The sequence below is a fragment of the Gemmatimonadota bacterium genome, from assembly GCA_026706345.1.
In the GTDB taxonomy this organism is placed as follows: domain Bacteria; phylum JAAXHH01; class JAAXHH01; order JAAXHH01; family JAAXHH01; genus JAAXHH01.
The window spans coordinates 125,575-149,867 of sequence record JAPOYX010000198.1 but is presented as its reverse complement, the minus strand read 5'-3'; the positions used below and the strand labels follow the sequence as shown (position 1 = coordinate 149,867).

Here is a 24,293-nt window from a genome sequence, read left to right as displayed (position 1 = left end):
GACGTCTATACAGTATGAGTGAATATGTACGCACAGATGAAAGGCAGGATGTATTGGCATCCCTCCAGCACTGCCTCCTGTGTCTCGCCGAAACCGAGCGGTCATCCGGCGCCTGGAAATGGGTAATTCTATCTCTACACAGTGCGCTTCAAGGGGCTATGGTGTGTCTTCTATCTGGAACGGCCAACTTAGGAGCCCTGTCCCGGGACTGTGCAAGCAAATGGATCGAATGGCACGAGCGCGACAGACGTGGGGAAATCGATTACATCGATGATGTCGATGAGTTCAGTCTGCCTTTCAGTCGGCCTCGTAATCCACGGGACTATCCGCCAAGCATCCAGGTCGCAAGCGCCCCTAAACTGTTTGAGAGACTCGGATCTGAATCGGCACGCACTGAATCTGGTTGCGTTCGAATCATCGAAATTACAAACGCACAAAAGCATTCATTTAAAAGACTGCACGCCCTACGCAACGACTTTACACACTTCAGCCCTAAAGGTTGGAGTATCGAGATTCAATTAATCCAAGAGATCATTCTGGATATGTTGGACGTCATCGATCAGATCGCTGACGACCAGTGGGCGTTTCTCCACATGTCCGACGAGGATCAGAGACTGATGCGTAACGCTATAGCGGACCTGCGCCGTCGTTTCCGCGATCTCTCGGCTAATGAGTCTGAAGCATGAGCTTTCTGGAGGCATCCGCCTCGGTCGCTACGCCTGAACGGCTTGCACATGAAGTGCAACAGATCACCCAAGCGAATGGCCTGCAATCGCGGTATATATGATTCGTTTTACTGAACCATACAGTCGCAGCACGCAAAAGACTTGTTTTCAAGCTTCCTCGGCGTTCAGCGCCGTTCTCTTGTCCCATCTTATGAGAGATCACCCATGACCGACATCATGGATCGCAAACGGCGTAGCGAATTGATGGCAGCGATTCGTACTCGTGACACCGGTCCCGAACTGGTCGTCCGTCGAATCGCTCATCGGATGGGCCTGCGTTTCCGCCTGCACCGCAAGGATCTTCCTGGACGTCCCGATCTGGTGCTTCCGAAACATCGGCTGGCCGTGTTCGTGCATGGATGCTTTTGGCATCGGCACGAAGGATGCCGTTACGCGTCCACCCCGAAATCCCGGACCGACTTCTGGACCGAGAAATTCACAGCCAACGTGGTTCGCGATGCAAATCAGAAAGGGGCCTTACGGAATCTCGGATGGCGAGTTCTTGTAATTTGGCAATGCGAGACTAAGGACGAAGAGGAAGTGGAGCACAGGTTAGCGGAACTCACAAAGTGCAATGTAGAGCATCATTGAGTGGCGAGTTCCTTGCTTGTCGAGTTCATACGTCCTAAATTCGACTGAAACAATAGTAGTATCGCTACGGTTCCTCACTATACCGAAGCGGGGGTATGAAAGCGGTCCAGTGTGAAGCCTGTGTTTCGGCACATGGCATCGGAAAGTAATAGTGACCTTCCGAGGTGGCCTGATGACTGTTCAGGTTTATGATTTCTTCGCGGGTTGTGGTGGAGCCAGTTGTGGCTTTCGTGCCGCAGGCATGGGGATTTCGTTCGCGCTAGATCACGACGCGAATGCTCGGAAGAGCTTCAAAGCCAACTTTCCCGATGTTCACTTCGAGCCTGAAGATATCCGCGATGTTAGCGTTGAGTTGGTCCGCCAACGAGTAGATTCGGAACGACCGAGCCCGGTGCTGTTCAGCGGATGTGCACCGTGTCAGCCTTTTAGCAAACAAAAGACGAAGAGGCCGAGTTTGGACGAGGATGAACGTGTTCCACTGTTGGCCCACTTTGCCCGGTTTGTGGAAGGTTGTAAGCCGGATCTTGTGTTTGTGGAGAATGTTCCAGGATTGCAGAAGTTGGACAGCGAGAGTCAGCCTTTTGGCGACTTTTTAAAGCGGCTAGATGCGGCAGAATATGAAATTGATTGTCGCCCCATTAGACTTTCCAAGTACGGGATACCGCAAACCCGACGACGACTTTTGCTCATAGCGAGTCTGCACGGGGTTATTCGTATACCCGACGAGACACATGGACCAGGAACCTCCAACGTTAGATACACCACAGTTCGGGACTGGATATCACATCTTCCGGCGATTCACGCAGGCGAAGAACACAATGGGGTGCTTAATCACAAAGCGGCAAAACTTTCGGAACGAAACCTCGACCGTATTAAAGCGACACCCGAAGGTGGAGGCGAACGAGACTGGCCTGAGTACCTAAAGCTCGAATGTCACAAGGGTTTTACCGGATATTCCGACGTGTATGGACGAATGGCCTGGGACTCTCCAGCATCAGGACTGACCACTCGGTGTATCAGCTATTCTAATGGTCGCTTTGGCCATCCTGAGCAGGATAGGGCGATCAGTATACGAGAAGCGGCTTGCCTGCAAACTTTTCCAGAAGATTTCATGTTCAACGGAAGCATGGCGTCGATGGCGAGGCAAATTGGAAATGCGGTACCGGTCCACTTGGCCAAGCTGATTGGTAAACATTTCATAGAGCATCTCAAGGATGTAGGAAGGCTGTCCTGATGCCGAAATTCAAGACACGTGCTCGAACACTCGACATGCTCGGTAGACAGCAGATTGCTGGTATGCCAACGGCAATCAGCGAGTTGTTTAAGAACGCCCATGATGCATATGCCGATCGTGTCGAGATTGATTATTATCGTTCGGACGGCCTATTTGTCTTGAGGGACGACGGGGTTGGGATGAGTTACGACGACTTCGTGTCCAGATGGTTAACCATAGGCACAGAGTACAAGCTCAACCCCACCGGAATCCCACCAGGTGACCCCAACAAGAAGCCTCGTCCTATGCTCGGTGAAAAGGGGATCGGGAGGCTTGCCATTGCGACTATAGGGCCACAACTTCTGGTGCTCACTCGACCGAAGACTGACGACGAAGCTTCCGATCTCACCGCGGCATTTCTGAATTGGGGCATATTCGAGTGGCCCGGAATCGACTTGGACGAAATCGAAATCCCGCTTCGGTCATTCTCTCCGGGCACACTGCCATCGGCGAATGACGTGGACGAGATGGTTGTAGAGTTCCGTGAAAATGCTGAAAAGGTTGGTCTCCGTGTCGAGAGTCCACTGATGGAAAAGCTAGTTGACGAGTTGGATCAATTCAAGGTCGATCCACAAGATATCGACTCCTATCTCGGGGATCCGTCCCTCCGAAGTGACAAGTCTGGCACGCATTTCATCATCAAACCGACCTCGACATTACTGGCGGAGGATATAGACGGCGATCCGACAACGACCAAGGCCGCCGCATTGAAGAAAGCGACACCTTTGAAAAAGGCGTTGCTCGGATTCAGCAATACCATGACGCCTGAATCTCACAGTGTGATACACACTGCGTTTCGCGATCACAAGACGGACGAGGTGGCCGATGATTTGATTGGTGAGGACGAGTTCTTCACCCCGGAGGAGTTTCAGAATGCAGATCATCGCATCCGAGGAACGTTTGACGAGTTCGGGCAATTTATCGGAGAAATCTCGATCTACGGCGAGACGACGGCAGATCACGTCATACCTTGGAGCGGTGGGCGAGGAGCACGTACGAACTGCGGCCAATTCTCGATCGACTTTGCGGCATTCGAGGGGGAAAGCAGATATTCGACAATCCCAAATGAGGAACACGCCGTTTTGGCGAAGAAAACTGAAGAATTGGGTGGATTGTATATTTACCGAAATGGAATTCGAGTCCTGCCATACGGTGATACCGATTATGATTGGTTGGACATCGAGTTCAGACGAACAAAGAGCGCTTATTACTATTACTTTTCACATCGAAAGATGTTCGGCGCGGTGGAGATCGACGCTGACAGGAATAGTGACCTAAGGGAAAAAGCGGGACGAGAAGGATTCCAGGAAAACAAAGCTTATCGTCAGTTTCGGTCAATACTTCAGAACTTTTTTCTACAGGTCGCAGCGGATTTTTTCAGATCCGAAGGTCTGCATTCCGAAACGTTCGATACGAGAAAAGATGAACTTCAAAAACAGGACGAAGCGAGGAAGCGACGCGAAAGACAGGTTTTAGCGAGAAAGAAGGTATTTCAGAAGAGTCTCGACGAGTTTTTTGACAAAATTGCGAACAATGTGCCTCAAAAGGAAGTGGAGGCATTGACGGTCGGTGTGGAGGAGGAATTGAGGTCCGCATGCAACATCGCGGATAGTCACCTGGCGGCTCGCGAGGTTCTCAATCTCGAACGTCGAGTGCACGCGGATATCAGGGAGTTGGAGTCAAAGTATCGAGTATCACGTCCCCGTATAGGTTTGAGCAAAGCTATCCTTCGCGATTGGAACGTGTACAACTCGGAGTTCGCCTCACTTCAAGAGTATGTGTTTCGACCAACACGAGAGTTGATCGAGGATCTAATAGGTGATGAAGCCAGGAAGGCGGAATTGGCACTCGATCGCCGTGAAAGAACGGAAGAAGCTTTAGAGATCCTAGGGAAAGAAGCCCGCAAGGCTACTGGTGAATCAAGTCGCGCAGTGAGGACGGAAGCAGAGAACGTCGCCTCGGCTGCAAGGGGTGCGGCCGGGCAGTCACTCAAGGCTGTTGAAATGGAATTACGGGCAGTACTGAGTGAATTTCAACGGGTCGACGTAGCGGATATGCCCGATGAGGTTTTTGTCGAAACCAGAGATGAACTGGAGAAAAGAATCCAAAAAACCGCAGAAGAGCAAAGCGAATTGTTACGCTCGATACTGGAGCAACTACAGTCCATAGATGTCACGGGAGAGAGTACGGTAGCCGACCAGTTGATGGCCATCGAACAACGCAATCTTTTATTGGAGGAGGAGGCGGAAGCCGATGCTCAGTTGGCGCAGTTGGGAATGGCTATCGAGATAATAAACCACGAGTTTGCCGGTACCATAAGGTCAGTGCGGCATGGACTTAGAAAGCTGAGAGCTTGGGCGGATGCAAATGAAGGGTTGGCGAAGTTGTATGAGAGCATCCGAGCAAGTTTCGACCATCTTGACGGCTACTTGACACTGTTCACGCCGTTGCAGCGGCGTCTCTACCGTAAGGAAGTGGAAATCCGTGGTTCTGAGGTGCGAGACTTTCTAGAGGAGTTGTTCCGAGCCCGTATGGGGCGTCATAATGTAACGTTAGTAGCGACGAAGACTTTCGCGAACGCTAGGGTTGTTGGTTTTCCGTCGAGTTTCTACCCCGTGTTTGTGAACTTGGTTGACAACGCGATCTTCTGGTTATCACAGCAGAATCCCCAACAAGAACGACGCATCGAACTCGACGAACGCGACGGATCACTGATCGTCGCGGATAACGGACCTGGAGTCAATGTACGTGACCGGGAGGCAATCTTCGAATACGGTTTCAGCAGAAAGCCAGGTGGTCGTGGTATGGGGCTACACATCGGCCGTGAAACATTGCGCCGAGTAGGGTTCGATCTACAATTGATAGAAGGAGACGAAGGCGCGACTTTTGGAATCGTGCCGGTGGAGAAAGAATAGGAGAAAAGGATGGGATCTGAGGAAGAACTCGGTTGTCGTAGCCGCAGGTTCGTCCAGCGTTTTCTTCGTACAGCTGTAGTAGTGGATGACAAGGCATACATGGACTCGGACGAAGACATTGGACCCGAGGCCGAGGTAGAGGATCCGGGTCGGGGTATTACGGTCGATAGTCAGGAAGATCCAATCCTGGTAACCAGAAGTCGGGATCACTCGCTGAACGCTGCGTCTATAATGGATTCGTTTTCAAAGCTAGGTGTGATCTGCGGTGTTGTTGGCCCTACGCAATCCAAGATGAGTGCGATGAGACAGGCAGATATCGTAGTTCTGGATTGGCGACTACAGGATGACGATCCTCAATATGCACTAAGCTTGCTTTGCAAATTGCTGACAGGGGAAGCAGATCAAAGAAACTCCCTTCGACTCGTGGCCATTTATACGGGTGAGTCCCGGTTGGAGGACATTCGCGCTCAAATCGTCGCAAGACTAAGGGAAGCGAGACTTGATCCTTGTGAGGACGAAAGTAGTATGGTGATTTCATATCGACACGGTCGTATAGTCATTTACGCGAAATCTGCAGTCAATCTGGCAACACAGTTGAAAGACCGGTGCGTCGCGGAGGAAAAACTTCCAGAACTACTAATTGATGATTTCGCGGCAATGACAGAGGGACTACTTCCAACCATAGCACTTACATCACTAACTGCAGTTCGTGAGGGTGAGCATAAGGTGTTGGATCGATTCAGTGCGGATTTGGATCCGGCTTTTCTGGCACACAGGACCTGTCTTTCCGATCCTGAAGATGCAGAACGCCAGATCGTGAACCATGTTGCCGAGGAACTTCGCGGTCTAATGGACAATACTGTTGCCGAGGAGTCCCCTGCTGGCACGGAAGCGGTGGAGCACTGGATTCGTCGCAATGGTGAAGAATTTCGGTTCGGTAATAAAGAAATCGATCTGGGAAAGACGATTAAATTGGCAACGAAAGGTTTGCAGAATACGAGCGTGTTGAAGGAGAAGGCATTTGGGGATCTTTCCGGTGGCTTTGCTGGCGGAAATGTCATTGATCTTGACGAGCGGTTGGCTTGGATAATGAGCTTTCGGACTGTGTTCAATGCTCCTCCACCGAAGTTGTGGCTTGGGTCTATCGTTACGGCGGAGGTGGATGGAGATGAACATCACCTGATTTGCATGAGACCACGATGTGACTGTGTAAGGCTGGAGGAGGAGACTTCGTTCCTGTTTCTTCCGCTGGTTGAACCGACGAAGGATAAGGAGCAGCTCGTTATCAAACTCGATCAGGAGTTTAAGCGAATGGGGATTGAATTTGATTCATCCGGTTGGGTTGTTCTGCAATTCAACCCATCGGAGTGCAATAATCCGAGTCCGGTAACTGCGACTAGGAGGCAGACCGATCGCGGATTCGAGTTTTTAGATACCAGCGACAAGCGATATACGTGGCGTGGAGAGCTAAAGGCTGAATACGCTCAACGCATAGCACAGAGTTTTGCGACCAAACTGAGTCGCCCAGCGGTTGATGAGTCCGAGTGGTTAAGAAGAACGGCGAGGAAAGGTTAATAGGTTCAAGACTTACTCATTCGGTTGTGTAGACAGTCTTCGGAACCTATGAATAGTTCTTTGGTTTGCATTGGGAAGTTAGCAATCCTCATTCCCGGTTATTTAGAACCAGACAGAAGCGTCAAATCATCATCCACCATGCGCTTATATATTCTTCTGATATCGATCCTCTTGCTGATCTCCTGCGGCGAAGGCGAACGCGGCGGGGAACAGGATGCTGAAGTGCCCACGGAAGGCGGCCGCGTAAACTCGATCGGCGTGACGCTGCCCGACGACGCCGTGGACGCCTCCCGCCAGGTGCTGCGGTCCATGAGTCCCGAGCCGAAGAGCCTGGACCCCAGTATCGAGCCCTACGACACCGAGCAGACGATCCTGCCCTTCGAGGCCCTGCTGTTCAAGGACGAGCACTGGAACCCAATCCCGGGCGCCGCGCACAGCTGGGGCTCGGATGACGGGATAATCTGGACCTTCAACCTCAGGTCCGGGATGCGCTGGAGCGACGGGTCGCCGCTGACAGCCCACGACTTCGTGTATTCCTACCGCCGGATGCTCGATCCCGAATCCACCAACATCTACGCCTTCTTCTATTACGACATCAAGAACGCCGAAGCGATCGTCAAGGGGGAGAACAAGGATCTCACGTCCCTCGGCATCCGGGCCGTGGACGATTCGACCCTGGTCATCGAGACGGAAAAGCGGGCGCCCTACCTGCCCCATATCGTTTCCTTCGGTGACGCCATGCCGGTGCCGAAGCGGCTCGTGGACAAATACGGCCGCAAGTGGACCGAACCGCAGAACATCATCACGAATTCCGGCTTCATGGTCACGGAGTGGGTCAACGGCAGCCACATGACGCTTGTTCCGAATCCCTATTACAACGGCCCCCACAAGCCCTTCCTGGAGAAGGTCATACACCCCTTCCGCAACGCGGCCGCGGCGACCATTCTTCCCTATGAAAGCGACGAGGTCGACATGGAGAACGTCGATGTGAACGACTTGGCCCGCATCGAACGGGATCCCGGCCTGAAGAAGGATCTCGTGCGGTTTCACGGGCTGAACACCTGGTATCTCTTCTTCAGGACGCAGTTGCCGCCTTTCAACGACATTCGCGTCCGGGAAGCCTTCACGCGGGTGATGGACCGCGACAACCTGTGCAACATCATCCTGCGGGGCGGGGCCGTCCCGGCCTATTCCATGATCCCGCCCGGATTCAAGGAATTCGAAGGCGACACCCACGCCGCCGTGCAGGGATTCGATCCCGAACGGGCGCGGCAACTGATGCGCGAGGCCGGATATCCGGGGGGACAGGGTTTCCCGCGGCAGGAACTGTGGCTCAGGGCGCCAACCCCCTCCGACCGCCTGATCGGCGTGGCGATACAGAGCATGCTGAAAGAGCATCTCGGTATCGACGTGGACATCCGGACGGCCGATCTGCATACCTACATGGACCACCTGTACAAGTGGAACATGAACCTCGGCCTGATCGCTTTCGGCGCCGATTTCCTCGACCCGCGCAACATGCTGGACATGATCTGGCACTCCCAGCCCCGGGGTCACGGACGGCAGGACTGGCACAATCCCGGCTTCGACCGCCTCGTGGAGTCGGCCGCGGCCGAACTGAATCCGGAGATCCGGGAAAGTCTGTACCGTGAAGCCTCGGCCGTCCAGGTGGCGGACTATCCCGCCGCTTTCCTCTATCACAAGATGGGCCTGCAGCTTCGGAAACCCTGGCTGAAGGGTTATGCCGTAAACGACGACGGCACGGTGGGTTCCTTCCGCTGGCACAAGCTTTACATCGCCGAGGTGGACAATGGGGAGTAGGGATCTTTCCGGGGGTATGCGGGGCCCGGCCGCGCTTCGCCTGCCGCTCGTGCTTCGTCTCCTTCTCGCGCCGCTCGCATTGCCCGCCCATCGCTTTCTCATTGCGCCGCTCGCCCTATGCGTTTCGGCCCTGTTTTGGATTCCTGAAGCTTCTCTGGCGCAGAACGAACCGATTAAACTGGAAGCGATCAGCGTCCTCCCCGTGGAAGGTCCCGAATCCAACCAACCATCGGGACTCTTCGTCCACAGCGATACCCTGTATACCGTTTCCGACAAGCACGACGATACCATCTTCCGAATCGAGCTACGGGAGGATGCAGTGGTATTCGTACCCCACGTCCGGTTCGACGCACCCAGACCCTTCGGCGTGTTCAGGCTGGACCTGGAGGGTATCACCCGCGATGACGACGGAAGCTTCTACCTCGCCAGCGAGGGCGCCTTCGCTATTCTGAAGGTCGACGCGGATGGGAAGAAGGCCTCCTGGGTCACCACGAGCCTCCGCAAAGTGGGTGCTTCGGCGGGGCTCTTCCAGACGCGCGGCGGTTATCTCGAGGGGATCACGCTGATGGCCCGGGACCGGTTCCTGGTCACCGCCGAACGGCAGCCCTGCGGCCTGATCGAAGTCGACATGGCCCCGGTGCAAAGGATCGTGGAGATCGCGAATCATGGATCGGCGGACAGTTACACGGGTCTGCACCGGGAGGTCGAAAACGTATACATCCTGCAGCGGAGCACGGCGACGATACGGAGGACCATCCGGTACCTGGATATCGACGCGCCGTCCACGATCTGGTCCTTCGCCCATATCGTCAACGACCCGGAGTACCTCTATCAGCACGAGCAGTTCGGCGCGAAAACGGCGGAAGGGCTCGCCATGGACCACGACCGGGTCTATGTCATCCTCGACAACAACAACGACGCGCGCAGGATGTATCCCACCGATCACAGACCCTTGCTCCTGATCATGAAGCGGCCCGGATGAAATCGGCGGTCTGTCGGCCGGGTCATTTGCGATCCGACCGTGTCACGACAGGTCGCGAAACGGTCCGAATGAAGCACAGGTTGTCTTCGCCTGGATAAAGGATGGCCGACCATGATGCGAGATGCCCGGGACAGGTTGGTACGGTTCTTCCGCCGCACGTTCGGGCATGAGCCGACGGGTACGGCCGCGCTGGGCGGCGACGGCTCCAGGCGGCGTTACTTTCGTCTGGCGGACGATGAAACGACCGTCGTCGGCGCGGCAAACGCCGACCGCCGGGAGAACGTCGCTTTCCTTTCTCTTTCCCGGCACTTCCATCGCCACGGCCTGCCGGTTCCCGAGATCTACGCCGAGGACCTGGACCAGGGGATCTACCTCCAGCAGGACCTGGGAGACGAGACGCTGTACGATCGTGTGGCCGCCACGCGAGCGGAGGAGGGCGCCTTCTCGGATCAAATGGTCGCGATGTACAGACGCGTGATCAACGACCTGCCCCGCTTCCAGGTCGCCGCCGGCAGCGACCTGGACTATTCGGTCTGTTATCCGCGCCGCCGTTTCGACGCGCAGTCGATCCGGTGGGACCTGAACTACTTCAAGTACCATTTCCTCAAACTCGTGCCCATCGACTTCGACGAACAGGCCCTGGAAGACGATTTCGAGCGGTTCACGAAGTTCCTCCTGGAAACGGAAACCGGATATTTCCTGTACCGCGACTTCCAGTCCCGCAACATCATGTGGCACGACGGCCGGCCGCACTACATCGACTACCAGGGCGGACGCCAGGGCGCGCTCCAGTACGACGTCGCCTCCCTGCTGCAGGACGCCAAGGCCGAAATCCCCTGGGAGACCCGGGACAAACTCCTGGAACACTACATCGAGGCGGTGCGTGCTTACGTGCCGGTTCAACGCGAGTCTTTCCTCGCCCACTACTACGGGTACGCCCTGGTCCGCCTCATGCAGGCACTGGGCGCCTATGGTTACCGGGGGCTCTACGAAGGCAAGTCCCACTTTCTGACGAGCATCTCCCATGGCGTAAGGAACCTGGAAGGCCTGATGGAAAGGGCGGATCTGCCGGATGAATTGCCGGCGTTGAAGCGGGCCTGGTCCGATATTGTGGATTCTTCCGAATTGCGGCGCATGGGCGAATCATCCCGGGGCCGCCTGACCGTCCGCCTGTGGAGTTTTTCGTATCACAAGGGGCTGCCACTGGACCCGAGCGGCAACGGCGGCGGTTTCGTTTTCGACTGCCGCATCGTGAAAAACCCGGGCCGATACCCGGAATACGAGCACATGACGGGCATGGACGCGCCCGTCGCGGCTTTTCTGGACGCCCTGGACGAGACGCAGTCCCTGTTTCGGGACGTCAAAACGATGATCGACCAGGCGGTGGCACATCACGTGCGTCGCGGGTTCACCGACTTGACCGTCGCCTTCGGCTGCACCGGCGGCCAGCACCGGTCGGTCTACTTCGCCGAGCGGCTCGCCCAACACCTGGCGGACCGGCCGGGCGTCGTGGTGGAACTCAGGCACCGGGAACAGGAGGATGCGTGAAGGCCATGATCCTCGCCGCGGGACTGGGCACCCGGCTCCGGCCCCTCACCGACGACCGGCCCAAGGCGCTGGTAGAGGTTGCCGGGCGGCCCATGGCCTCCTGGGTGATCGCCCGTCTGGCCCGGCACGAATTCACCGACCTCATCATCAACGCCCACCATTTCGCCGACCAGATCGAGGCCTTTGCGGACGCCTTCGATCATCCCGGGATTTCGCTGACCGTATCCGTGGAAGAGGAGATCCTGGGCACCGGGGGCGGGGTCCGGAAGGCCACGGGTTTCTTCGACGACGAGCCGTTCCTGGTGCACAACGTGGACGTGCTGACCGACCTGGATCTATCCGGACTGATGAACGCCCACCGGGCATCGAACGCCCTGGTCACCGTTGCCGTGAAGGAACGCAGGAGTTCGCGTCACCTGCTTTTCGACCGGGAAGACATCCTCTGCGGATGGCAGTCGGATGTTACCGGCGAGACCCGCATGGTCCGGCCAGCCCGGCCGTCGCACGGCGAAGTCACAGCCGTACCATTCATGGGCGTCTACGCCATGTCCCCGGAAGCGCTCACGAGGATGCGAGAGGCCGGTCCCTTTTCGATAATCGATTTCTTCCTGCAATTGGCGCGCGATGGCGAGCGGATCCGTGCATTCCGGGCCGAAGACGCCAGGTGGGCAGACTTCGGCAGCCAGGAGCGTATCGAGGCGGGGGTTAAGTTGTTCGGCGGGGATTGGTTTGAGGGGCTGGTCGCGATAGACAGATAACGGAAGATATCTTCTGGGGATTTTGGTTGGAATCGAATTACGTATCACGCCAGACACTGCGTTCTAACGGCTGGCAGCTTCGGACAGTTTATCTCTAGCCCACTGATTTATACTCACGCCGCTGACCTCGGCCGCCTCAGCTACCGCTGCATGTACTTCAGGATCAATACGTAAAAGAATCTTCCCTGAATAGGGTCTGTTTGGTGCCTCGCCACGTTCTTTACAACTGACCAAGTAGAATTCAACGGCTTCTTCAAAGGCCTCTCGAACTTCTCCTACGCTTTCTCCGTGAAACGTAATGATGTCGCGTATACCAGCCACGCGGCCAACGAAACATCCGTCCTCGTCGCTGTATTCGATTCGTGCTGGATATCCTCTATGGCGCATCGGCTTCATGGTATTACTCCCATCCGTTTGAGAAACTCGCGTGCAGCGCGTACCTGATAGGGTTTAGCCTCCTTGCCCGGATGAGGTCGATGAAAATCGGCTCGAAGCGTCCCGCATTTGAAAGCTATTCTGGATCCACAGCCTTTAATCACTTCACAACCCACGGAAACAAGAAGCGTCTCGATTTGTCGCCATTCTATGTTCGAGGATACTGGGTCGGCGAAAATCGCTTCGAGGATCTTCCGCTGACGACTATTCATGCTATATGATATCAAATATTAATATCATTGGCAAGTGTTTTAATCGTCACTGCTAGTGCTAAGCTTAATCCCGAAGCCCCGCATAACGGCACACGATCTCCACGGCCTTGACGAGCGTCTTCGCGCCGAGCACCGCGTATTCCTCGATCAGGTTGCCTTCCTGGTCGAGCGTGCCCAGGCCGGGCCCAAGGAACATCTTCCCGCTGTAGATCGTGGCGGGTTCGACGCCCATGTGCTCCTGGGCGAGTACGATGGGGTTGGTGTTGGCCCACAGGTCTTCGAGGTTGAAGATCGGGATGCCGAAGACGCCGTCCTTCCACGTGCGCTCGTAGTTGAGCTCGGTGCCGCCCAGTTGGTAGGTCTTGGTGAAGATCAGGTCGTCGCGGAAGCGCGCGGGCTTCATCTGCCCGAACTCCTCCACGATGATTTCGTGGAAACGGTCCACGGGATCGGTGACCAGGTGAGGCCGGTCGCGCAGGACCTTCAGGTAGGCGGTCAGTCCCACCAGGGTGTCACGCCCTGGATCGCTGAAGGTATAGACCGCCTTACCGTGGGAGGACAGGTCACCGTATCGCTGTCCGCCGAGGCCCATGCCCTTGCGGATCGGGTTTATGGCCTCTTCCCTGCCGATCAGGAGTCCCGACGCGGGCGCGCGGCCCGGTTTGTCCATGCTGTAGGTGATGATATCGCAGTCGATGTCCCGGGGGTCCATTCCGACGATGGGAATCGAGCCTCCCGTGTCGACGATGTATGGGACGTCGTAGTCCCGGGCCACGGCGGCGAGTTTCTTCAGGAGTATGGGCGCGCCGCTTTCGTCCTGTTCGCCGAGTCCGTAGCTGGGCGTGTCGTATCCCACCGTGGCGACGCCCGTGAGCAGCGATGCGTTTCGCTCGGCGGCTTTCTTCACGTTTTCGATGGTGCCGTCCACGTCGACCGCGGTGAGCAGCGAAGTGGGATTGTACCGGATCCCATGGGGATCGTACTTCGCCCCGTCCATGCGGACGTAAAGGGTCTCCAGGTTCGCCAGGCTCTTGTTCTCGATACCCAGTTCGCCGCCCGCGATGGTCCGATCCACGAGGAGGTTCTTGTAACGCGGCGGAAACGCCCGACCATACCCGCCCAGCCATTCGTAGTCCTCGCCGTAGGGCATCAGCAGGCGGCCGCGGTAGATGTCGCCGTGGCGCATGGAGGGCGGCGCGCACAGGGTCTCGAGCGTGAGGCGCAGCAGTGCTTCGCAGGTATTGGCGGCCACCGCGTCGTATGCGTCGCCGTAGACGTCCTTGACGACTTCGCGGAGTTCGTCTTCGATCACCCGTACCGTGTAGGTCTTTCCGCCCCGGTTGGCCTCCACGATCGCGTCGAGTACGTAATCGGGCAGGTTGCCCGGTCTGGCCGAGCTGCCGGCGTACAGGCCGATGTCCTGCTTCAGCTTCAGCGTGCCGATCTCTTCGCCGTACCGCCGGGCTTCTTCGACGATTTTTGGAAAGTTGTCGTAGATCGACTGGTACCACTGGTACTTGTACATGGTTGTTCCGTTTCGAACCGGCGGTATGCTCTGCGCCGCGTCGGATAGACCTGTAAGGACGCCTCCGAGAGGTTTCAGAACGTACCCACGCCGGCCGCCGTGTCGAACAGGCCGGGTAGGACGACGTCGGGCGGTTCACTCGCTCCGGCCTGGCGGAGGAATCAGGGCATGCCGGATATTACTTCGAGTGCCCGTTCTACGTCGTTCATCCGGTTATACAGGTGGGGTGAGAACCGGATCACGTCGCCGCGCAGGGCGACCATGACGCCGGCCTGCTTCAGGTGTTGCGCCACGTCGGCAACCCGGCGTCCCGGAAAGCGGGCGGTGACGATGGCCGATCGTTCGGCGGCGTCCCGGGGGGAAGTGACTTCGGCGCCGATCGCGGCCAGGCCGTCGATCAGATGGTCGGCCAGGACCTGGTTATGGGCGAAGATCCGGTCAATACCCGTGTCCACGAGAAACTCGATCGACTTCGCGAACCCGCCGGACAACCCATAGGCCATGGTGCTGAACTCGAACCGGGACGCGTCCTCCGGGTAGTCCGGCGGATCGGTCCGGATGTCCCAGATGTCCTTCTGGCTCCGAAAGCCCACCAGGCCGGGTTCGAGGCTCGTGGCGAGGTGCGGCGCGAGGTACATGACCGCGATACCGAAGGGCCCGCACAGCCACTTGTACGCCCCCGTGGCCACGGCGTCCACGCCCATGCCGGGCGCGTCGATGGGCACCGCGCCGGCCGACTGCGTGGCGTCCACGACGAGCAGGGCGCCGTGGCGGTGCGCGATCTCCGCAAAGGCGGCGAGGTCCCAGCGCTGGCCGCTGCGGAATTCCACGTGGGACAGGGCCACCACCGCCGTATTGTCGTCCACGAGGTCCCTGACGCGGTCGGGATCGACGGTGTCGCCCCGGGCGTGTGCCAGCCGGACCTCGCAGCCCGTGTGGTTGGCGACGCGTCTCCAGGGATAGACCGAGGCGGGGAAGGAAACGTCGGTGCTGACGACGTTGGTCTCCGCGCCGGGCATGACCGCCCAGGCGAGGGAACTCAGGAGTTCCGTGGTGCTGGAACCGGCGGCGATGTCCGCCGGGGACGCGTTAAAGAGCCGGGCCGCCTGCCGGTGGAGTTCATCGAAGACCGTGGCTTCGGCTTCTTCGTCGAAGTGGTTGCTGCCGTGCTCGGCAACGTCCCGGTACCATTCGGCGATCGCCGCGGCCGCTGGACGGTACATGGGCGTCACGTTGGCCGCGTTGATGTAGGTGCAGGTGTGCGCTACGGGGAATTCATCTACCGGCACCAGCGGATCGAGGGACGGTGGCATGGCAGGCCCTTCCCGTGATCAGCCAGCGGCCGCGCCGCGCTCGTTTTCCGACCCCGCGGCCTCTTCCTCGGCTACCTGGCGGAGCAGATCGGCGATGCGGCGCAGGCCCTCGTTCAGGAAGTCCGCGGGCAGCCCGTAACTGATGCGGAGATGGTTGGGGACGCCGAAGTAGTCGCCGGGGCCGATGAGCACCGACTTCTCCTGGATCAGCCGGTTCGCCAGCGTCGCGGAATCCGTCTTCAGATCATACCGGACGAAGGACACGGCGGTCGCCTGGGGCGGCACGAGACTCAGGATGTCCGCGTTGTCGCTGATCCAGGTCTGGTAGTTGTCCCATCCGCGCCGTATGTAGCCCCGCGTCCTGTCGAAGATGGCCTTCCGCACGTCCGGGCGCAGGGCGAGCGGCGCGAGGTAGTGGTTGGACAGCTTGGCCGTGCTCAGCGTCAGGTATTCGTGCCGCTTCCAGAGCTCCCTGATAAGGTCTTCGGGGCCCACGAGCCACCCGATCCGCAGGCCGGGCATACCAAAGGACTTGGACATGCTGCCCGCCGCGATAACCCGGTCGTACCGTCCGTAGAAGGAAGGCGAAACCTCGTCGCGTTCTCGTTCGGACCCGGCGTAGATCTCGTCCGCGAGCAGGTAGGCGCCGCTGCGTTCGGCCGCGCGGACGACGGCATCCATTTCGGACTCCGTCAGGATCTGTCCCGTGGGGTTGTTCGGGTTGCAGATGGAGATCAGTTTCGTCTGGTCCGTCACCGCGGCTTCTAGGCTGTCGGTATCGAGCGCCCACCCGCGGTCGGGATCGAGGGTGAACGTCCTGCGCACGGCGCCCATGTTGTGCGCGAGTCCCCAGCTCTGGAGGTAGCAGGGCACCTGGACGGCCACCTCATTGCCGCTTTCCAGCAGGGTCTGGAACGTGATGAAATTGGCCTCGATGCACCCGATGGTCACCAGGACGTTATCCGCTGTCGCGCCGGGGTAGTACTGGGCGATGGCCTCCCGCAGTTCCGGCGACCCGTTGGCGTATCCGTAGCCCAGTTCGGTCTCCAGCATGCGGTCCAGGACGTCCGGATCGTGTTCTATCAGTTCCCTTACTTTAACCGGGTGCGCGCCGCTCTCGGACAGATTGTACTCGACGACCTGTTCCCAGTCCGACATGATCCGTTCCAATTCGAAAGTCTGGAAGGCCGCTGCCATGTGCTTGCTCCTTGGTTTTAATGCGCCGCCTGTCAACTCGGCCAGCCGGTCATACCGATCAGCTTGGCGGGCTTGGCCGGCCCGGGTTTCTTCGTGTCCGGCCCGCTTATGATGGGGACGGACCAGGCCGACCCGCGCTCGCCGCCTTACTTTACGGCGTGGTAGACGGCCTTGGATATCTGGATGTCCTGCACGGCGACGCCCGTCGAATCGGCGATCGTGATCTGGTCGTCGGAAGTGCGGCCCAGGGAAGGATTCTGGATCACGTTCCCGAGTTCGACCACCTTATCCTCGGTAATGGCGCCTGCCTTCATCGCCTGCGCGATCTCTCCCCGCAACCTGCACTGGGGGATGCTGTCCGCCACGACCACGTCGGCTTTTACGAGTACGCCGGGATCGAGTTCGATCTTGTCCGGCGTGTCGGATCCCATGGCCGTGATATGGGTGCCGGGTCGGACCTGGCCGGCGGTCAGCAGCGGCGACAGGGACGGGGTGGACATGATGATGAGATTGCTTGTCGCCGCCACCGCGCCGGCGTCGTCCGTTATCTCGACGGTATATCCCTGGGCTTCCATTTCTTGCTTGTAGGACGCCTTGCTCTCGGCGGAACGGCCCCAGGCGATCACGTCGGTACAGTCGACGACGCCCTTGAGATACTCGACCTGCATGCGCGCCTGCAGCCCTGTGCCGAATACACCGATGCGGCTCACACTTTTCGGCGCGAGCACCTTGGCCACGACGGGCCCCATGGCCGCCGTGCGCACGTTGGTGAGGTAGCCCTGGTCGAGCAGGAACGCCACCGGCTGTCCCGTTTTCTGGTTGAAGATCAGCATCATGCCCTGGACGCGCGGGAGGCCGACGTTCGGATTATCGCTGAATCCGGAGGCCAGTTTGATGACGTAATAGTCGTCTTCGTTGATGGCGCCGTACTTTATGTGGACGTTCCCCGGGGGATCCTCGAAGTGCATTTCGCCGACGGGAGGAACCTGCACCTTCCCCTGCGAATAGGCCACGAAACCGTCTTCGATGTCCTGAATGACGTCAATGCCGGCAACGGCTTCCTTGATGCGGTCCAGTTCGACGATGAGTGGCATGGTATGAATCCTCCCGGCAGTCTGGTTGATCTGGGCATATACCCGGTGCGGTGGGCATCTGGTATGTTTAACAAAAACGAGCAGACAAGTTAACGAATACGCGGGTCGAAGTCAACCAAAACCGCGATGATATTGCGTCAGAAAAGCAGGCCGAGGCCGCGCTTGGACGACTGCGCCTGAGTGCGTCTGGGCGACTATCTGAGGCACGCCGATCCGGCGGGATAGAGGCACCCCGGTCAGTCAGGTATATTGTATTGACAAAACCGGCCCCATGCCGCAAAATACGGGAGTCTCACAGGCAACCTGCAGCTTCCCGGAGGAATAACCGCATGGCGGACGTGGTCCTGAAGGACGTCGAGAAGCGGTTCGACAAGAATACGGTGGTCCGAAACGTCAACCTGGAAATCAGGGACCGCGAGTTCGTCGTGCTCGTAGGACCCTCAGGGTGCGGCAAGTCCACCACGCTGCGCATGATCGCCGGCCTGGAAGAGGTGACTTCCGGCGAAATCCACATCGACGGGAAGCGCGTGAACGACGTCCCGCCGAAGGACCGGGACATCGCCATGGTATTCCAGAACTACGCGCTGTATCCCCACATGACGGTATACGAGAACATGGCCTTCGGGCTGAAGCTGCGCAAGTACCCCCGCTCCGAGATCGAGGCGCGGGTCAACGAGACCGCCGGCATCCTGGGCATCGGCCATCTTCTCGCGCGCAAGCCGAAGGCGCTCTCGGGCGGCGAACGACAGCGCGTGGCGGTGGGCCGCGCCATCGTACGCAAGCCCAAGGTGTTTCTCTTCGACGAACCCCTTTCCAACCTGGACGCCAAGCTGCGCGTGCAGATGCGGACGGAGATCAGCAAGCTGCACAACAGCCTGGAAGCGACCATCGTCTACGTCACCCATGACCAGGTCGAAGCCATGACCATGGGCGACCGGATCGCCGTGATGAAAGACGGCGAGGTGCAGCAGGTCGCCGCGCCCCTCGAGCTTTACGAGAATCCGGCGAACCGGTTCGTCGCGGGTTTCATCGGCAGTCCGGGCATGAACTTCCTGGAAGGCCGGGTCGTATTCGACAACGGGCATGCGGAGTTCGACGAAGGCAGCCTCCGGTTGCCGATACCGGACGGTATGCGGGAAGCCCTGGCACCCTGGCGGGACAAGGAAGTCACGTTCGGCATCCGGCCGGAGGACATCACTTCCGTGGATGCGAACAAGGACTGGAAAGAAGCCCGTCAGATCACGGCGACCGTCGAGGTGGTGGAACCCATGGGAAGCGAGACCTTCCTGTACATGACCACCGGCCGGTATCCGTTCATCGCCAGGGTGGACGCCTTCGTGGATCCCGGTTTAAATACGGAAATGCCGCTCCTCGTGAACATGGCCAAGGCCCACTTCTTCTCCAGGGACGACGAGGCGGCGATCGTTTGACAGCCGGGTGCCGCATGCCGCCCCGTTCACGCCTGTCCTCCTGCCTGTCTTTGCTCCGGAACATTTCTTTCCAACGGCCCGGATCTCTGTGACCGGTTGAGGAGCCGAGCGTCAACCCAGGTGGGCGCGTTTGGCGAGGAAGGTCAAGAGTGCGAGATCGAAGGGCGTGCCGGTGTCCAGGCTGAGGTAGTCCGCCGCGTTCTCCCGGCAGACGCGGGTATACAACGCGTCCTGTTCCTTCAGGTCGCCCAGGTAGGCTTCACGGATAACGTGCGGGTGGGTGTATACCTCCTCCCCGGTCTCCATGTCGCGGAAACGGGCGGGGTGCCGAAAGGAAAAGTCCTTCTCGGCGGGATCGAGCAGGCGAAATACGATCACTTCATGTTTTCGATGGCGGAAATGCCGGATGCTGTCGACGATGTCTCCCGGGTCGTCGAACAGGTCGGAAATAATAATGATCAGCCCGCGACGCTTAATCCGCTCCGCCAGCGAGTGAAACGTCGCCCGGCTTCGCGTTCCGGACCCGGGTTCCGCGGCGTGCAGCCGCTGTAGAATGGCGTGCAGGTGGTTGCGGATCGACCGCGGGGGAACGTATTGCCGTATGCGCTCGTCGTACAGCACCAGGCCGACGGAGTCCTGCTGGCTCAGCATGAGGTAGGTGAGGGCGGCCGCCAGGTACCTGCCGTATTCCAGCTTGCTTATGCCGTTGGACGCGTATTCCATCGACGCGCTGACGTCCAGGAAGATATAGGACTTCAGATTGGTCTCTTCTTCGTATTCCTTGATGTAGAACCGGTCGGATTTGGCGAAGACCTTCCAGTCGATATGCTTGATGGGATCGCCGGGCATGTATTGCCGGTGTTCCGCGTACTCGACGCTGAACCCATGGTAGGGACTGCTGTGCAGTCCGGCGATGAACCCTTCCACGACCAGCCGCGCCTTGAGGTCCAGCCGGGCGAGCCGGGACACGGTCATCGGATCGAGGTACTTGCGATAGTCGGGCGTGTTCATGGATTGCCGCAACGCGTGAGGAAGGCTAGGACACCTTCATTTCATCTATCAACTGCGTGATGATGTCATCGGCGGTGACGCCGTCCGCGTCCGCGTTGAAATTGGTCACGATGCGGTGTCTCAGCACCGGCAGGGCCAGGGCGCGCACGTCTTCCGGCGTGGGCGTGTAGTTTCCCGTGAGCACCGCCCGGGCCTTTGCGCCCAGGATCAGGTACTGGGAAGCCCGGGGTCCGGCGCCCCAACTGACCCTGTCCCGGATGAACGGTGGGGCGTCCGGCTCGATAGGACGGGTCATGCGCGCCAGTGAGACGGCGTATTCGACGACATGGTCCGCCACGGGCACTCTTCGGACCAGTTGCTGCAGTTTCTTTACGTCGTCCCCCGTCAGGATATGCTCCGGCACGGCCTCCTGAACGCTCGTCGTACTCCGGGCAATTTCGATCTCTTCGCTGCGGGACGGATAATCCATGTAGATACTGAACATGAAGCGGTCCAGTTGGGCCTCCGGCAGGGGATAGGTGCCTTCCTGCTCGATGGGATTCTGCGTCGCCAGGACGAAAAACGGCTCGTCGAGCTTCATGGATTCCCCCGCGGCCGTCACTTCGTGTTCCTGCATCGCCTGCAACAGCGCCGCCTGGGTCTTGGGCGGCGTGCGGTTGATCTCGTCGGCCAGGATAACGTTTGCGAATATCGGTCCGCGGATGAACTTGAATTCCCGGTGACCGGTCGTACGGTCCTCTTCCAGGATTTCCGTTCCCGTGATGTCGGACGGCATCAGGTCGGGCGTGAACTGTATGCGGCTGAACTTGAGGTCGAGCGTCCTGGAAAGCGTGTTGATCAGCAAAGTCTTGGCCAGTCCGGGGACGCCGATCAGCAGTGCGTGACCGTTGGCCAGCAGGACGGTCAGGAGTTGCTGAATTACGTCCTGCTGGCCGATGATGACCTTGGAAATCTCCTTCCGTATGCTTTCGCCCGCTTCTTTGAGTTCCTCTACGATCCTCAGATCGTCGTCGTGTTGCCGTTCTTCATTCATTTGCACTTCCTGCGAAGATGAGAATCCGTTTTCGCTGCCGCGCAACGCCGGTACCCGATACCTGATACTTGGTGCGATCCTGTGGCCTTCGGAGTTCCGGCCCCGTCAGCGCGTCAATGCCGGCAAGATACGGCCTGACAAGATACAGGATGATTGGAAAGGCTATCAAGGAGTTTAAACGGAAGGTGAGATCTCCTCTATCGCTTTTTGATCTTCTGGAAGGCTACTTTCCCAGTCTTCTGATCAGTATATCCTTGATCTCCACCACGTCGGTTTCTATCCGATCCAATCGCTGTTCCACGGCGTCGAGCCGCCGGTCTACGGTGCCGAGCCGCTGTTCTATGACATCGAGCCGCCGGTCTACAACCTCAAATCGCTGGTCAACAGCCTCGAACCGTTGGTCTACGGTATCAAACCGCCGGTCCACGCACCCGTGCAGTGCGCTGATCTTTCGAGTAACTTCCCTTCCAAAGACATTGAATCTGTTGATCATACCTTCCTCAGACACATTCAACCTCTTGGTCAGGTTTTTCTCCAAGACACCGAACCTGTCGGTCAGGTTTTTCTCAAGGACATCGAACCCCTTGGCCAGATTTTTCTCTAAGACCTCAAACCTGTCGGTCAGGTTTTTCTCAAGGACATCGGACCTCTTGGCCAGATCTTCGTTGGTCGACATATACGCCTCCTATGAGAGATATTCTTCCAGGCCCCGAACGTGCCCACTCTCACCGTTAGTCGACGTACTTGTGATTTTCTCGAACAATGAGGGTTTTTCAATAATCCCAGTTCGCCCTCGGTCCGTCCACGTAATCCAGGAAGCGGTCCGCTATGGCCGCCTCCCGCGTATCGCCCTCGTGTATGACGACGCGCCACCGGAATGTGGTTTCTGTGTCTGCGGCGCAGTGGCAGTCGTCCCAGACCATCCAGCAGTTCGCGGCGAACAGTCCGTACCCCCGCACGTGCCAGGCCGTGGGGTATCGCAGATTGTCCGGGTGGTCGAACACGGCGAACCCGGCGGTTTCATTACCGACCGGACCACAGTAGTCCATCCAGTGGGCCCGCCGGGACCAGCACCCGGTCTCATCGCCCGCGCCGTAGGCGTTGCGCATTTTGCCGTCGCCCGAGGCGTTCATGGAGGGGTTGACGCGGATGCTCAGGAATCCGCCTTCCTTCGTGGAGCCGATCGTAACGGGGCCGTGATCGGCGATCAGGGTAAAGAGGACGTCCAGCACAACGGCGTTGCGGCCGGTGTCGAACAGGCGGTACCACCGGCGGTCGGACATGAGGGGCCGGTCTCCTTCGTACCACGTGTTGCCCGTGGCGATGGTGAGCGAAAGGGGACCTTGCCGGATGGACATCTCGTCCTGGACGGTCCGCCCGAACCCGGGCCGGTCAAACTCCCCCCAGCAGTCCACCCCGTTGATGGCGCCCTGCATGAGGGTAAGTCCCCGCTGCCAGGGATGCTCTCCGTCGCTGTAAGCCGGCATAGGCTCCCTGAGCATGTTGACCCCGCCGGGTGTCAGGATGGGATTGATGAAGGGCTTGGGGTAGCCGGCGCCGTGGTGGAAGGTCATGAACGGTGCTCCTTCCAGCGACACCTCCACCTGGTCTTCCCGGCGTTCGTAGCCTATCCCGCAGGCGGTCTCCGCATCGTCTATCTCGGCAGCTTCCCAGGTCCCTTCCTCACCCGCTTCCATGGCAGGCAGGATGGCATGATATAACGGCGACAGGGGGTCCCGCTCGGCCAGAAGGATTGCGCCCTCTCGGGAGGAAAGGCGGAGGATCGGCGCGTTACAGTCCCCGGGCGCCGGGATGGAGGCCAGTTGGGCTGCTCTGGATCGTGGCGAGGTCAGGGTCAATTTCATGGATCTTTGCTCTCCCTACTTCAAATCAGGTTGTCGTTCGGTTTGCGTCGCGTCCGCGTCGCGCGATACGTTCTCAGTCCGGCGTGTCTTCACTTCAGCGTCGCGATCATGTGCTCCCGCGCCAGGGCGCGTATGACTTCTCCGAAAGCATCGAGGGTCAAGGCGATATCCTCGTCGGTATGGGCGGAGGACGTGACCCCGCCCGTGTAGGAGACCAGGTCGATGCCCCGGGCGAGCAGCATCTTCTGGAAGGCGGCGACGAGCGGAGCCGGGATCCCCTTCAGGACGTTCACGTCACGGGTAATCAGTTGATCGCGGTCGGAGGCGCCGCTTCCGGGGAAGGCCTCCAGGTATACGTGGAAGATGGACACGTCCCCGTAGACGTAACCCGCCACGCGTTCCTCGCGGAGGATGTCATCCATGCCCTGACGAAGGCGGTCGGCCAGCTGGTTTGCCCGTTCGTGGGGAAGATCGGTGGCTACTCGTTTCAGGGTGGCGATCCCGGCCGCGGTGGAGACCGGGTTGGCGTTGAAAGTCCCCAGGTGATGCACCCGTTCGTACCGGTCCCGTTGCGCGTCCCCGGTGTAGTCGAAGACTTCCATGATGTCGGCACGGCCCGCGACCACGCCGCCCGGCATGCCGCCGGCCACGATCTTGCCGTGGAAACTCATGTCCGGCGTGATCCCCGAGTACTCCTGGTAGCCCCCGGGGGCGTAGCGGAAACCGGTAATGACTTCATCGTAGACCAGGAGTACGCCATGGGTTTCCGTCAACGCTCGAAGCCCTTCGTTGAACGCCACCGTCAGGGGTTCCGTGCCCCAGGAGGCGCCGGAGGGCTCCAGCATGACCGCGGCAATGTCCCGGTCTTTTTCCAGCAGGCCGGCGACCCGGTCGAGATCCGCCGGGATGACTTCGATGGTGTCCAGCACGCATTGGGGGATGCCTGCCGAGACGGGTTCGTCGAAGGGGATCATCGCGCCCTTCCCCACC

Annotated in this window: 21 protein-coding genes; 10 read left to right on the top strand and 11 right to left on the bottom strand. The window is 58.7% G+C overall.

The features are described 5' to 3' along the window. Positions 1 to 14: 14 nt before the first annotated feature. The 9 genes from OXG98_13800 to OXG98_13760 all read left to right on the top strand — a co-directional run bounded on the left by OXG98_13800 (position 15) and on the right by OXG98_13760 (position 12,188). Complete coding sequence (locus OXG98_13800) at positions 15 to 686, top strand: hypothetical protein (GenBank protein ID MCY3773077.1); 672 nt, start codon at positions 15 to 17, stop codon at positions 684 to 686. A 204-nt stretch (positions 687 to 890) separates the two neighbouring features. Beyond that, complete coding sequence (vsr, locus tag OXG98_13795) at positions 891 to 1,316, top strand: DNA mismatch endonuclease Vsr (protein ID MCY3773076.1); 426 nt, start codon at positions 891 to 893, stop codon at positions 1,314 to 1,316. Positions 1,317 to 1,488: 172 nt separating this feature from the next. After that, a complete protein-coding gene (locus tag OXG98_13790) occupies positions 1,489 to 2,550 on the top strand; it encodes a DNA cytosine methyltransferase (GenBank protein ID MCY3773075.1) in 1,062 nt (353 codons plus the stop codon). After that, positions 2,550 to 5,504: an ATP-binding protein gene (locus tag OXG98_13785; protein ID MCY3773074.1), complete on the top strand. Its 2,955-nt coding sequence runs from the start codon at positions 2,550 to 2,552 to the stop codon at positions 5,502 to 5,504. The genes OXG98_13790 and OXG98_13785 overlap by 1 nt, the downstream gene beginning before the upstream one ends. 9 nt (positions 5,505 to 5,513) lie before the next feature. Further along, complete coding sequence (locus OXG98_13780; protein ID MCY3773073.1) at positions 5,514 to 7,079, top strand: response regulator receiver domain; 1,566 nt, start codon at positions 5,514 to 5,516, stop codon at positions 7,077 to 7,079. Between the two features lie 222 nt (positions 7,080 to 7,301). Continuing rightward, positions 7,302 to 8,900, top strand: coding sequence for a peptide ABC transporter substrate-binding protein (locus OXG98_13775; GenBank protein MCY3773072.1), 1,599 nt, complete (start codon positions 7,302 to 7,304; stop codon positions 8,898 to 8,900). Between the two features lie 16 nt (positions 8,901 to 8,916). Continuing rightward, positions 8,917 to 9,882, top strand: coding sequence for an esterase-like activity of phytase family protein (locus tag OXG98_13770; GenBank protein ID MCY3773071.1), 966 nt, complete (start codon positions 8,917 to 8,919; stop codon positions 9,880 to 9,882). 111 nt (positions 9,883 to 9,993) lie between these two features. Further along, positions 9,994 to 11,430, top strand: coding sequence for a phosphotransferase (locus OXG98_13765; protein ID MCY3773070.1), 1,437 nt, complete (start codon positions 9,994 to 9,996; stop codon positions 11,428 to 11,430). Positions 11,431 to 11,435: 5 nt separating this feature from the next. Next, positions 11,436 to 12,188, top strand: coding sequence for a nucleotidyltransferase family protein (locus OXG98_13760; GenBank protein MCY3773069.1), 753 nt, complete (start codon positions 11,436 to 11,438; stop codon positions 12,186 to 12,188). Between the two features lie 63 nt (positions 12,189 to 12,251). On the opposite strand, the gene OXG98_13755 is transcribed toward OXG98_13760, so the two are convergent. From OXG98_13755 to OXG98_13730, 6 genes are all read right to left on the bottom strand, one after another. Next, a complete protein-coding gene (locus tag OXG98_13755; GenBank protein ID MCY3773068.1) occupies positions 12,252 to 12,584 on the bottom strand; it encodes a type II toxin-antitoxin system HicB family antitoxin in 333 nt (110 codons plus the stop codon). Further along, positions 12,581 to 12,835, bottom strand: coding sequence for a type II toxin-antitoxin system HicA family toxin (locus OXG98_13750; GenBank protein ID MCY3773067.1), 255 nt, complete (start codon positions 12,833 to 12,835; stop codon positions 12,581 to 12,583). The genes OXG98_13755 and OXG98_13750 overlap by 4 nt, the downstream gene beginning before the upstream one ends. A gap of 64 nt (positions 12,836 to 12,899) precedes the next feature. Continuing rightward, complete coding sequence (locus tag OXG98_13745; protein MCY3773066.1) at positions 12,900 to 14,360, bottom strand: hypothetical protein; 1,461 nt, start codon at positions 14,358 to 14,360, stop codon at positions 12,900 to 12,902. Positions 14,361 to 14,521: 161 nt separating this feature from the next. After that, positions 14,522 to 15,673 (bottom strand): aminotransferase class V-fold PLP-dependent enzyme, encoded by a 1,152-nt coding sequence (locus tag OXG98_13740; GenBank protein MCY3773065.1) that lies wholly within the window; start codon positions 15,671 to 15,673, stop codon positions 14,522 to 14,524. Positions 15,674 to 15,691: 18 nt separating this feature from the next. Continuing rightward, positions 15,692 to 16,870 carry an aminotransferase class I/II-fold pyridoxal phosphate-dependent enzyme gene (locus OXG98_13735; GenBank protein MCY3773064.1) on the bottom strand — a complete coding sequence of 393 codons (1,179 nt, stop codon included), beginning with the start codon at positions 16,868 to 16,870 and terminating at the stop codon, positions 15,692 to 15,694. Positions 16,871 to 17,016: 146 nt separating this feature from the next. Next, positions 17,017 to 17,964: an ornithine cyclodeaminase family protein gene (locus OXG98_13730; GenBank protein ID MCY3773063.1), complete on the bottom strand. Its 948-nt coding sequence runs from the start codon at positions 17,962 to 17,964 to the stop codon at positions 17,017 to 17,019. Between the two features lie 329 nt (positions 17,965 to 18,293). Between OXG98_13730 and ugpC the strand changes: the two genes are divergently transcribed. Beyond that, a complete protein-coding gene (gene ugpC / locus OXG98_13725) occupies positions 18,294 to 19,394 on the top strand; it encodes a sn-glycerol-3-phosphate ABC transporter ATP-binding protein UgpC (GenBank protein ID MCY3773062.1) in 1,101 nt (366 codons plus the stop codon). Between the two features lie 111 nt (positions 19,395 to 19,505). Here ugpC and OXG98_13720 read toward each other — a convergent pair whose 3' ends face one another. From OXG98_13720 to OXG98_13700, 5 genes are all read right to left on the bottom strand, one after another. Continuing rightward, complete coding sequence (locus OXG98_13720) at positions 19,506 to 20,405, bottom strand: DUF58 domain-containing protein (protein ID MCY3773061.1); 900 nt, start codon at positions 20,403 to 20,405, stop codon at positions 19,506 to 19,508. 25 nt (positions 20,406 to 20,430) lie between these two features. After that, positions 20,431 to 21,438, bottom strand: a complete 1,008-nt coding sequence (locus OXG98_13715; protein ID MCY3773060.1) for a MoxR family ATPase — start codon at positions 21,436 to 21,438, stop codon at positions 20,431 to 20,433. A gap of 223 nt (positions 21,439 to 21,661) precedes the next feature. Continuing rightward, positions 21,662 to 22,114, bottom strand: coding sequence for a hypothetical protein (locus OXG98_13710; GenBank protein MCY3773059.1), 453 nt, complete (start codon positions 22,112 to 22,114; stop codon positions 21,662 to 21,664). A gap of 97 nt (positions 22,115 to 22,211) precedes the next feature. Next, positions 22,212 to 23,303 carry a PmoA family protein gene (locus OXG98_13705; GenBank protein ID MCY3773058.1) on the bottom strand — a complete coding sequence of 364 codons (1,092 nt, stop codon included), beginning with the start codon at positions 23,301 to 23,303 and terminating at the stop codon, positions 22,212 to 22,214. A gap of 89 nt (positions 23,304 to 23,392) precedes the next feature. Next, positions 23,393 to 24,293: aminotransferase class III-fold pyridoxal phosphate-dependent enzyme (locus tag OXG98_13700; GenBank protein ID MCY3773057.1), on the bottom strand; the 901-nt coding region annotated here is incomplete at its 5' end.

Coding starts and splice junctions, on each gene's coding strand:
- OXG98_13800 (MCY3773077.1), top strand. CDS start 15: ATGAGTGAATATGTACGCACAGATGAAAGGCAGGATGTATTGGCATCC.
- vsr (MCY3773076.1), top strand. CDS start 891: ATGACCGACATCATGGATCGCAAACGGCGTAGCGAATTGATGGCAGCG.
- OXG98_13790 (MCY3773075.1), top strand. CDS start 1,489: ATGACTGTTCAGGTTTATGATTTCTTCGCGGGTTGTGGTGGAGCCAGT.
- OXG98_13785 (MCY3773074.1), top strand. CDS start 2,550: ATGCCGAAATTCAAGACACGTGCTCGAACACTCGACATGCTCGGTAGA.
- OXG98_13780 (MCY3773073.1), top strand. CDS start 5,514: ATGGGATCTGAGGAAGAACTCGGTTGTCGTAGCCGCAGGTTCGTCCAG.
- OXG98_13770 (MCY3773071.1), top strand. CDS start 8,917: ATGCGGGGCCCGGCCGCGCTTCGCCTGCCGCTCGTGCTTCGTCTCCTT.
- OXG98_13765 (MCY3773070.1), top strand. CDS start 9,994: ATGATGCGAGATGCCCGGGACAGGTTGGTACGGTTCTTCCGCCGCACG.
- OXG98_13760 (MCY3773069.1), top strand. CDS start 11,436: ATGATCCTCGCCGCGGGACTGGGCACCCGGCTCCGGCCCCTCACCGAC.
- OXG98_13755 (MCY3773068.1), bottom strand. CDS start 12,584: ATGAAGCCGATGCGCCATAGAGGATATCCAGCACGAATCGAATACAGC.
- OXG98_13750 (MCY3773067.1), bottom strand. CDS start 12,835: ATGAATAGTCGTCAGCGGAAGATCCTCGAAGCGATTTTCGCCGACCCA.
- OXG98_13745 (MCY3773066.1), bottom strand. CDS start 14,360: ATGTACAAGTACCAGTGGTACCAGTCGATCTACGACAACTTTCCAAAA.
- OXG98_13740 (MCY3773065.1), bottom strand. CDS start 15,673: ATGCCACCGTCCCTCGATCCGCTGGTGCCGGTAGATGAATTCCCCGTA.
- OXG98_13735 (MCY3773064.1), bottom strand. CDS start 16,870: ATGGCAGCGGCCTTCCAGACTTTCGAATTGGAACGGATCATGTCGGAC.
- OXG98_13730 (MCY3773063.1), bottom strand. CDS start 17,964: ATGCCACTCATCGTCGAACTGGACCGCATCAAGGAAGCCGTTGCCGGC.
- ugpC (MCY3773062.1), top strand. CDS start 18,294: ATGGCGGACGTGGTCCTGAAGGACGTCGAGAAGCGGTTCGACAAGAAT.
- OXG98_13720 (MCY3773061.1), bottom strand. CDS start 20,405: ATGAACACGCCCGACTATCGCAAGTACCTCGATCCGATGACCGTGTCC.
- OXG98_13715 (MCY3773060.1), bottom strand. CDS start 21,438: ATGAATGAAGAACGGCAACACGACGACGATCTGAGGATCGTAGAGGAA.
- OXG98_13710 (MCY3773059.1), bottom strand. CDS start 22,114: ATGTCGACCAACGAAGATCTGGCCAAGAGGTCCGATGTCCTTGAGAAA.
- OXG98_13705 (MCY3773058.1), bottom strand. CDS start 23,303: ATGAAATTGACCCTGACCTCGCCACGATCCAGAGCAGCCCAACTGGCC.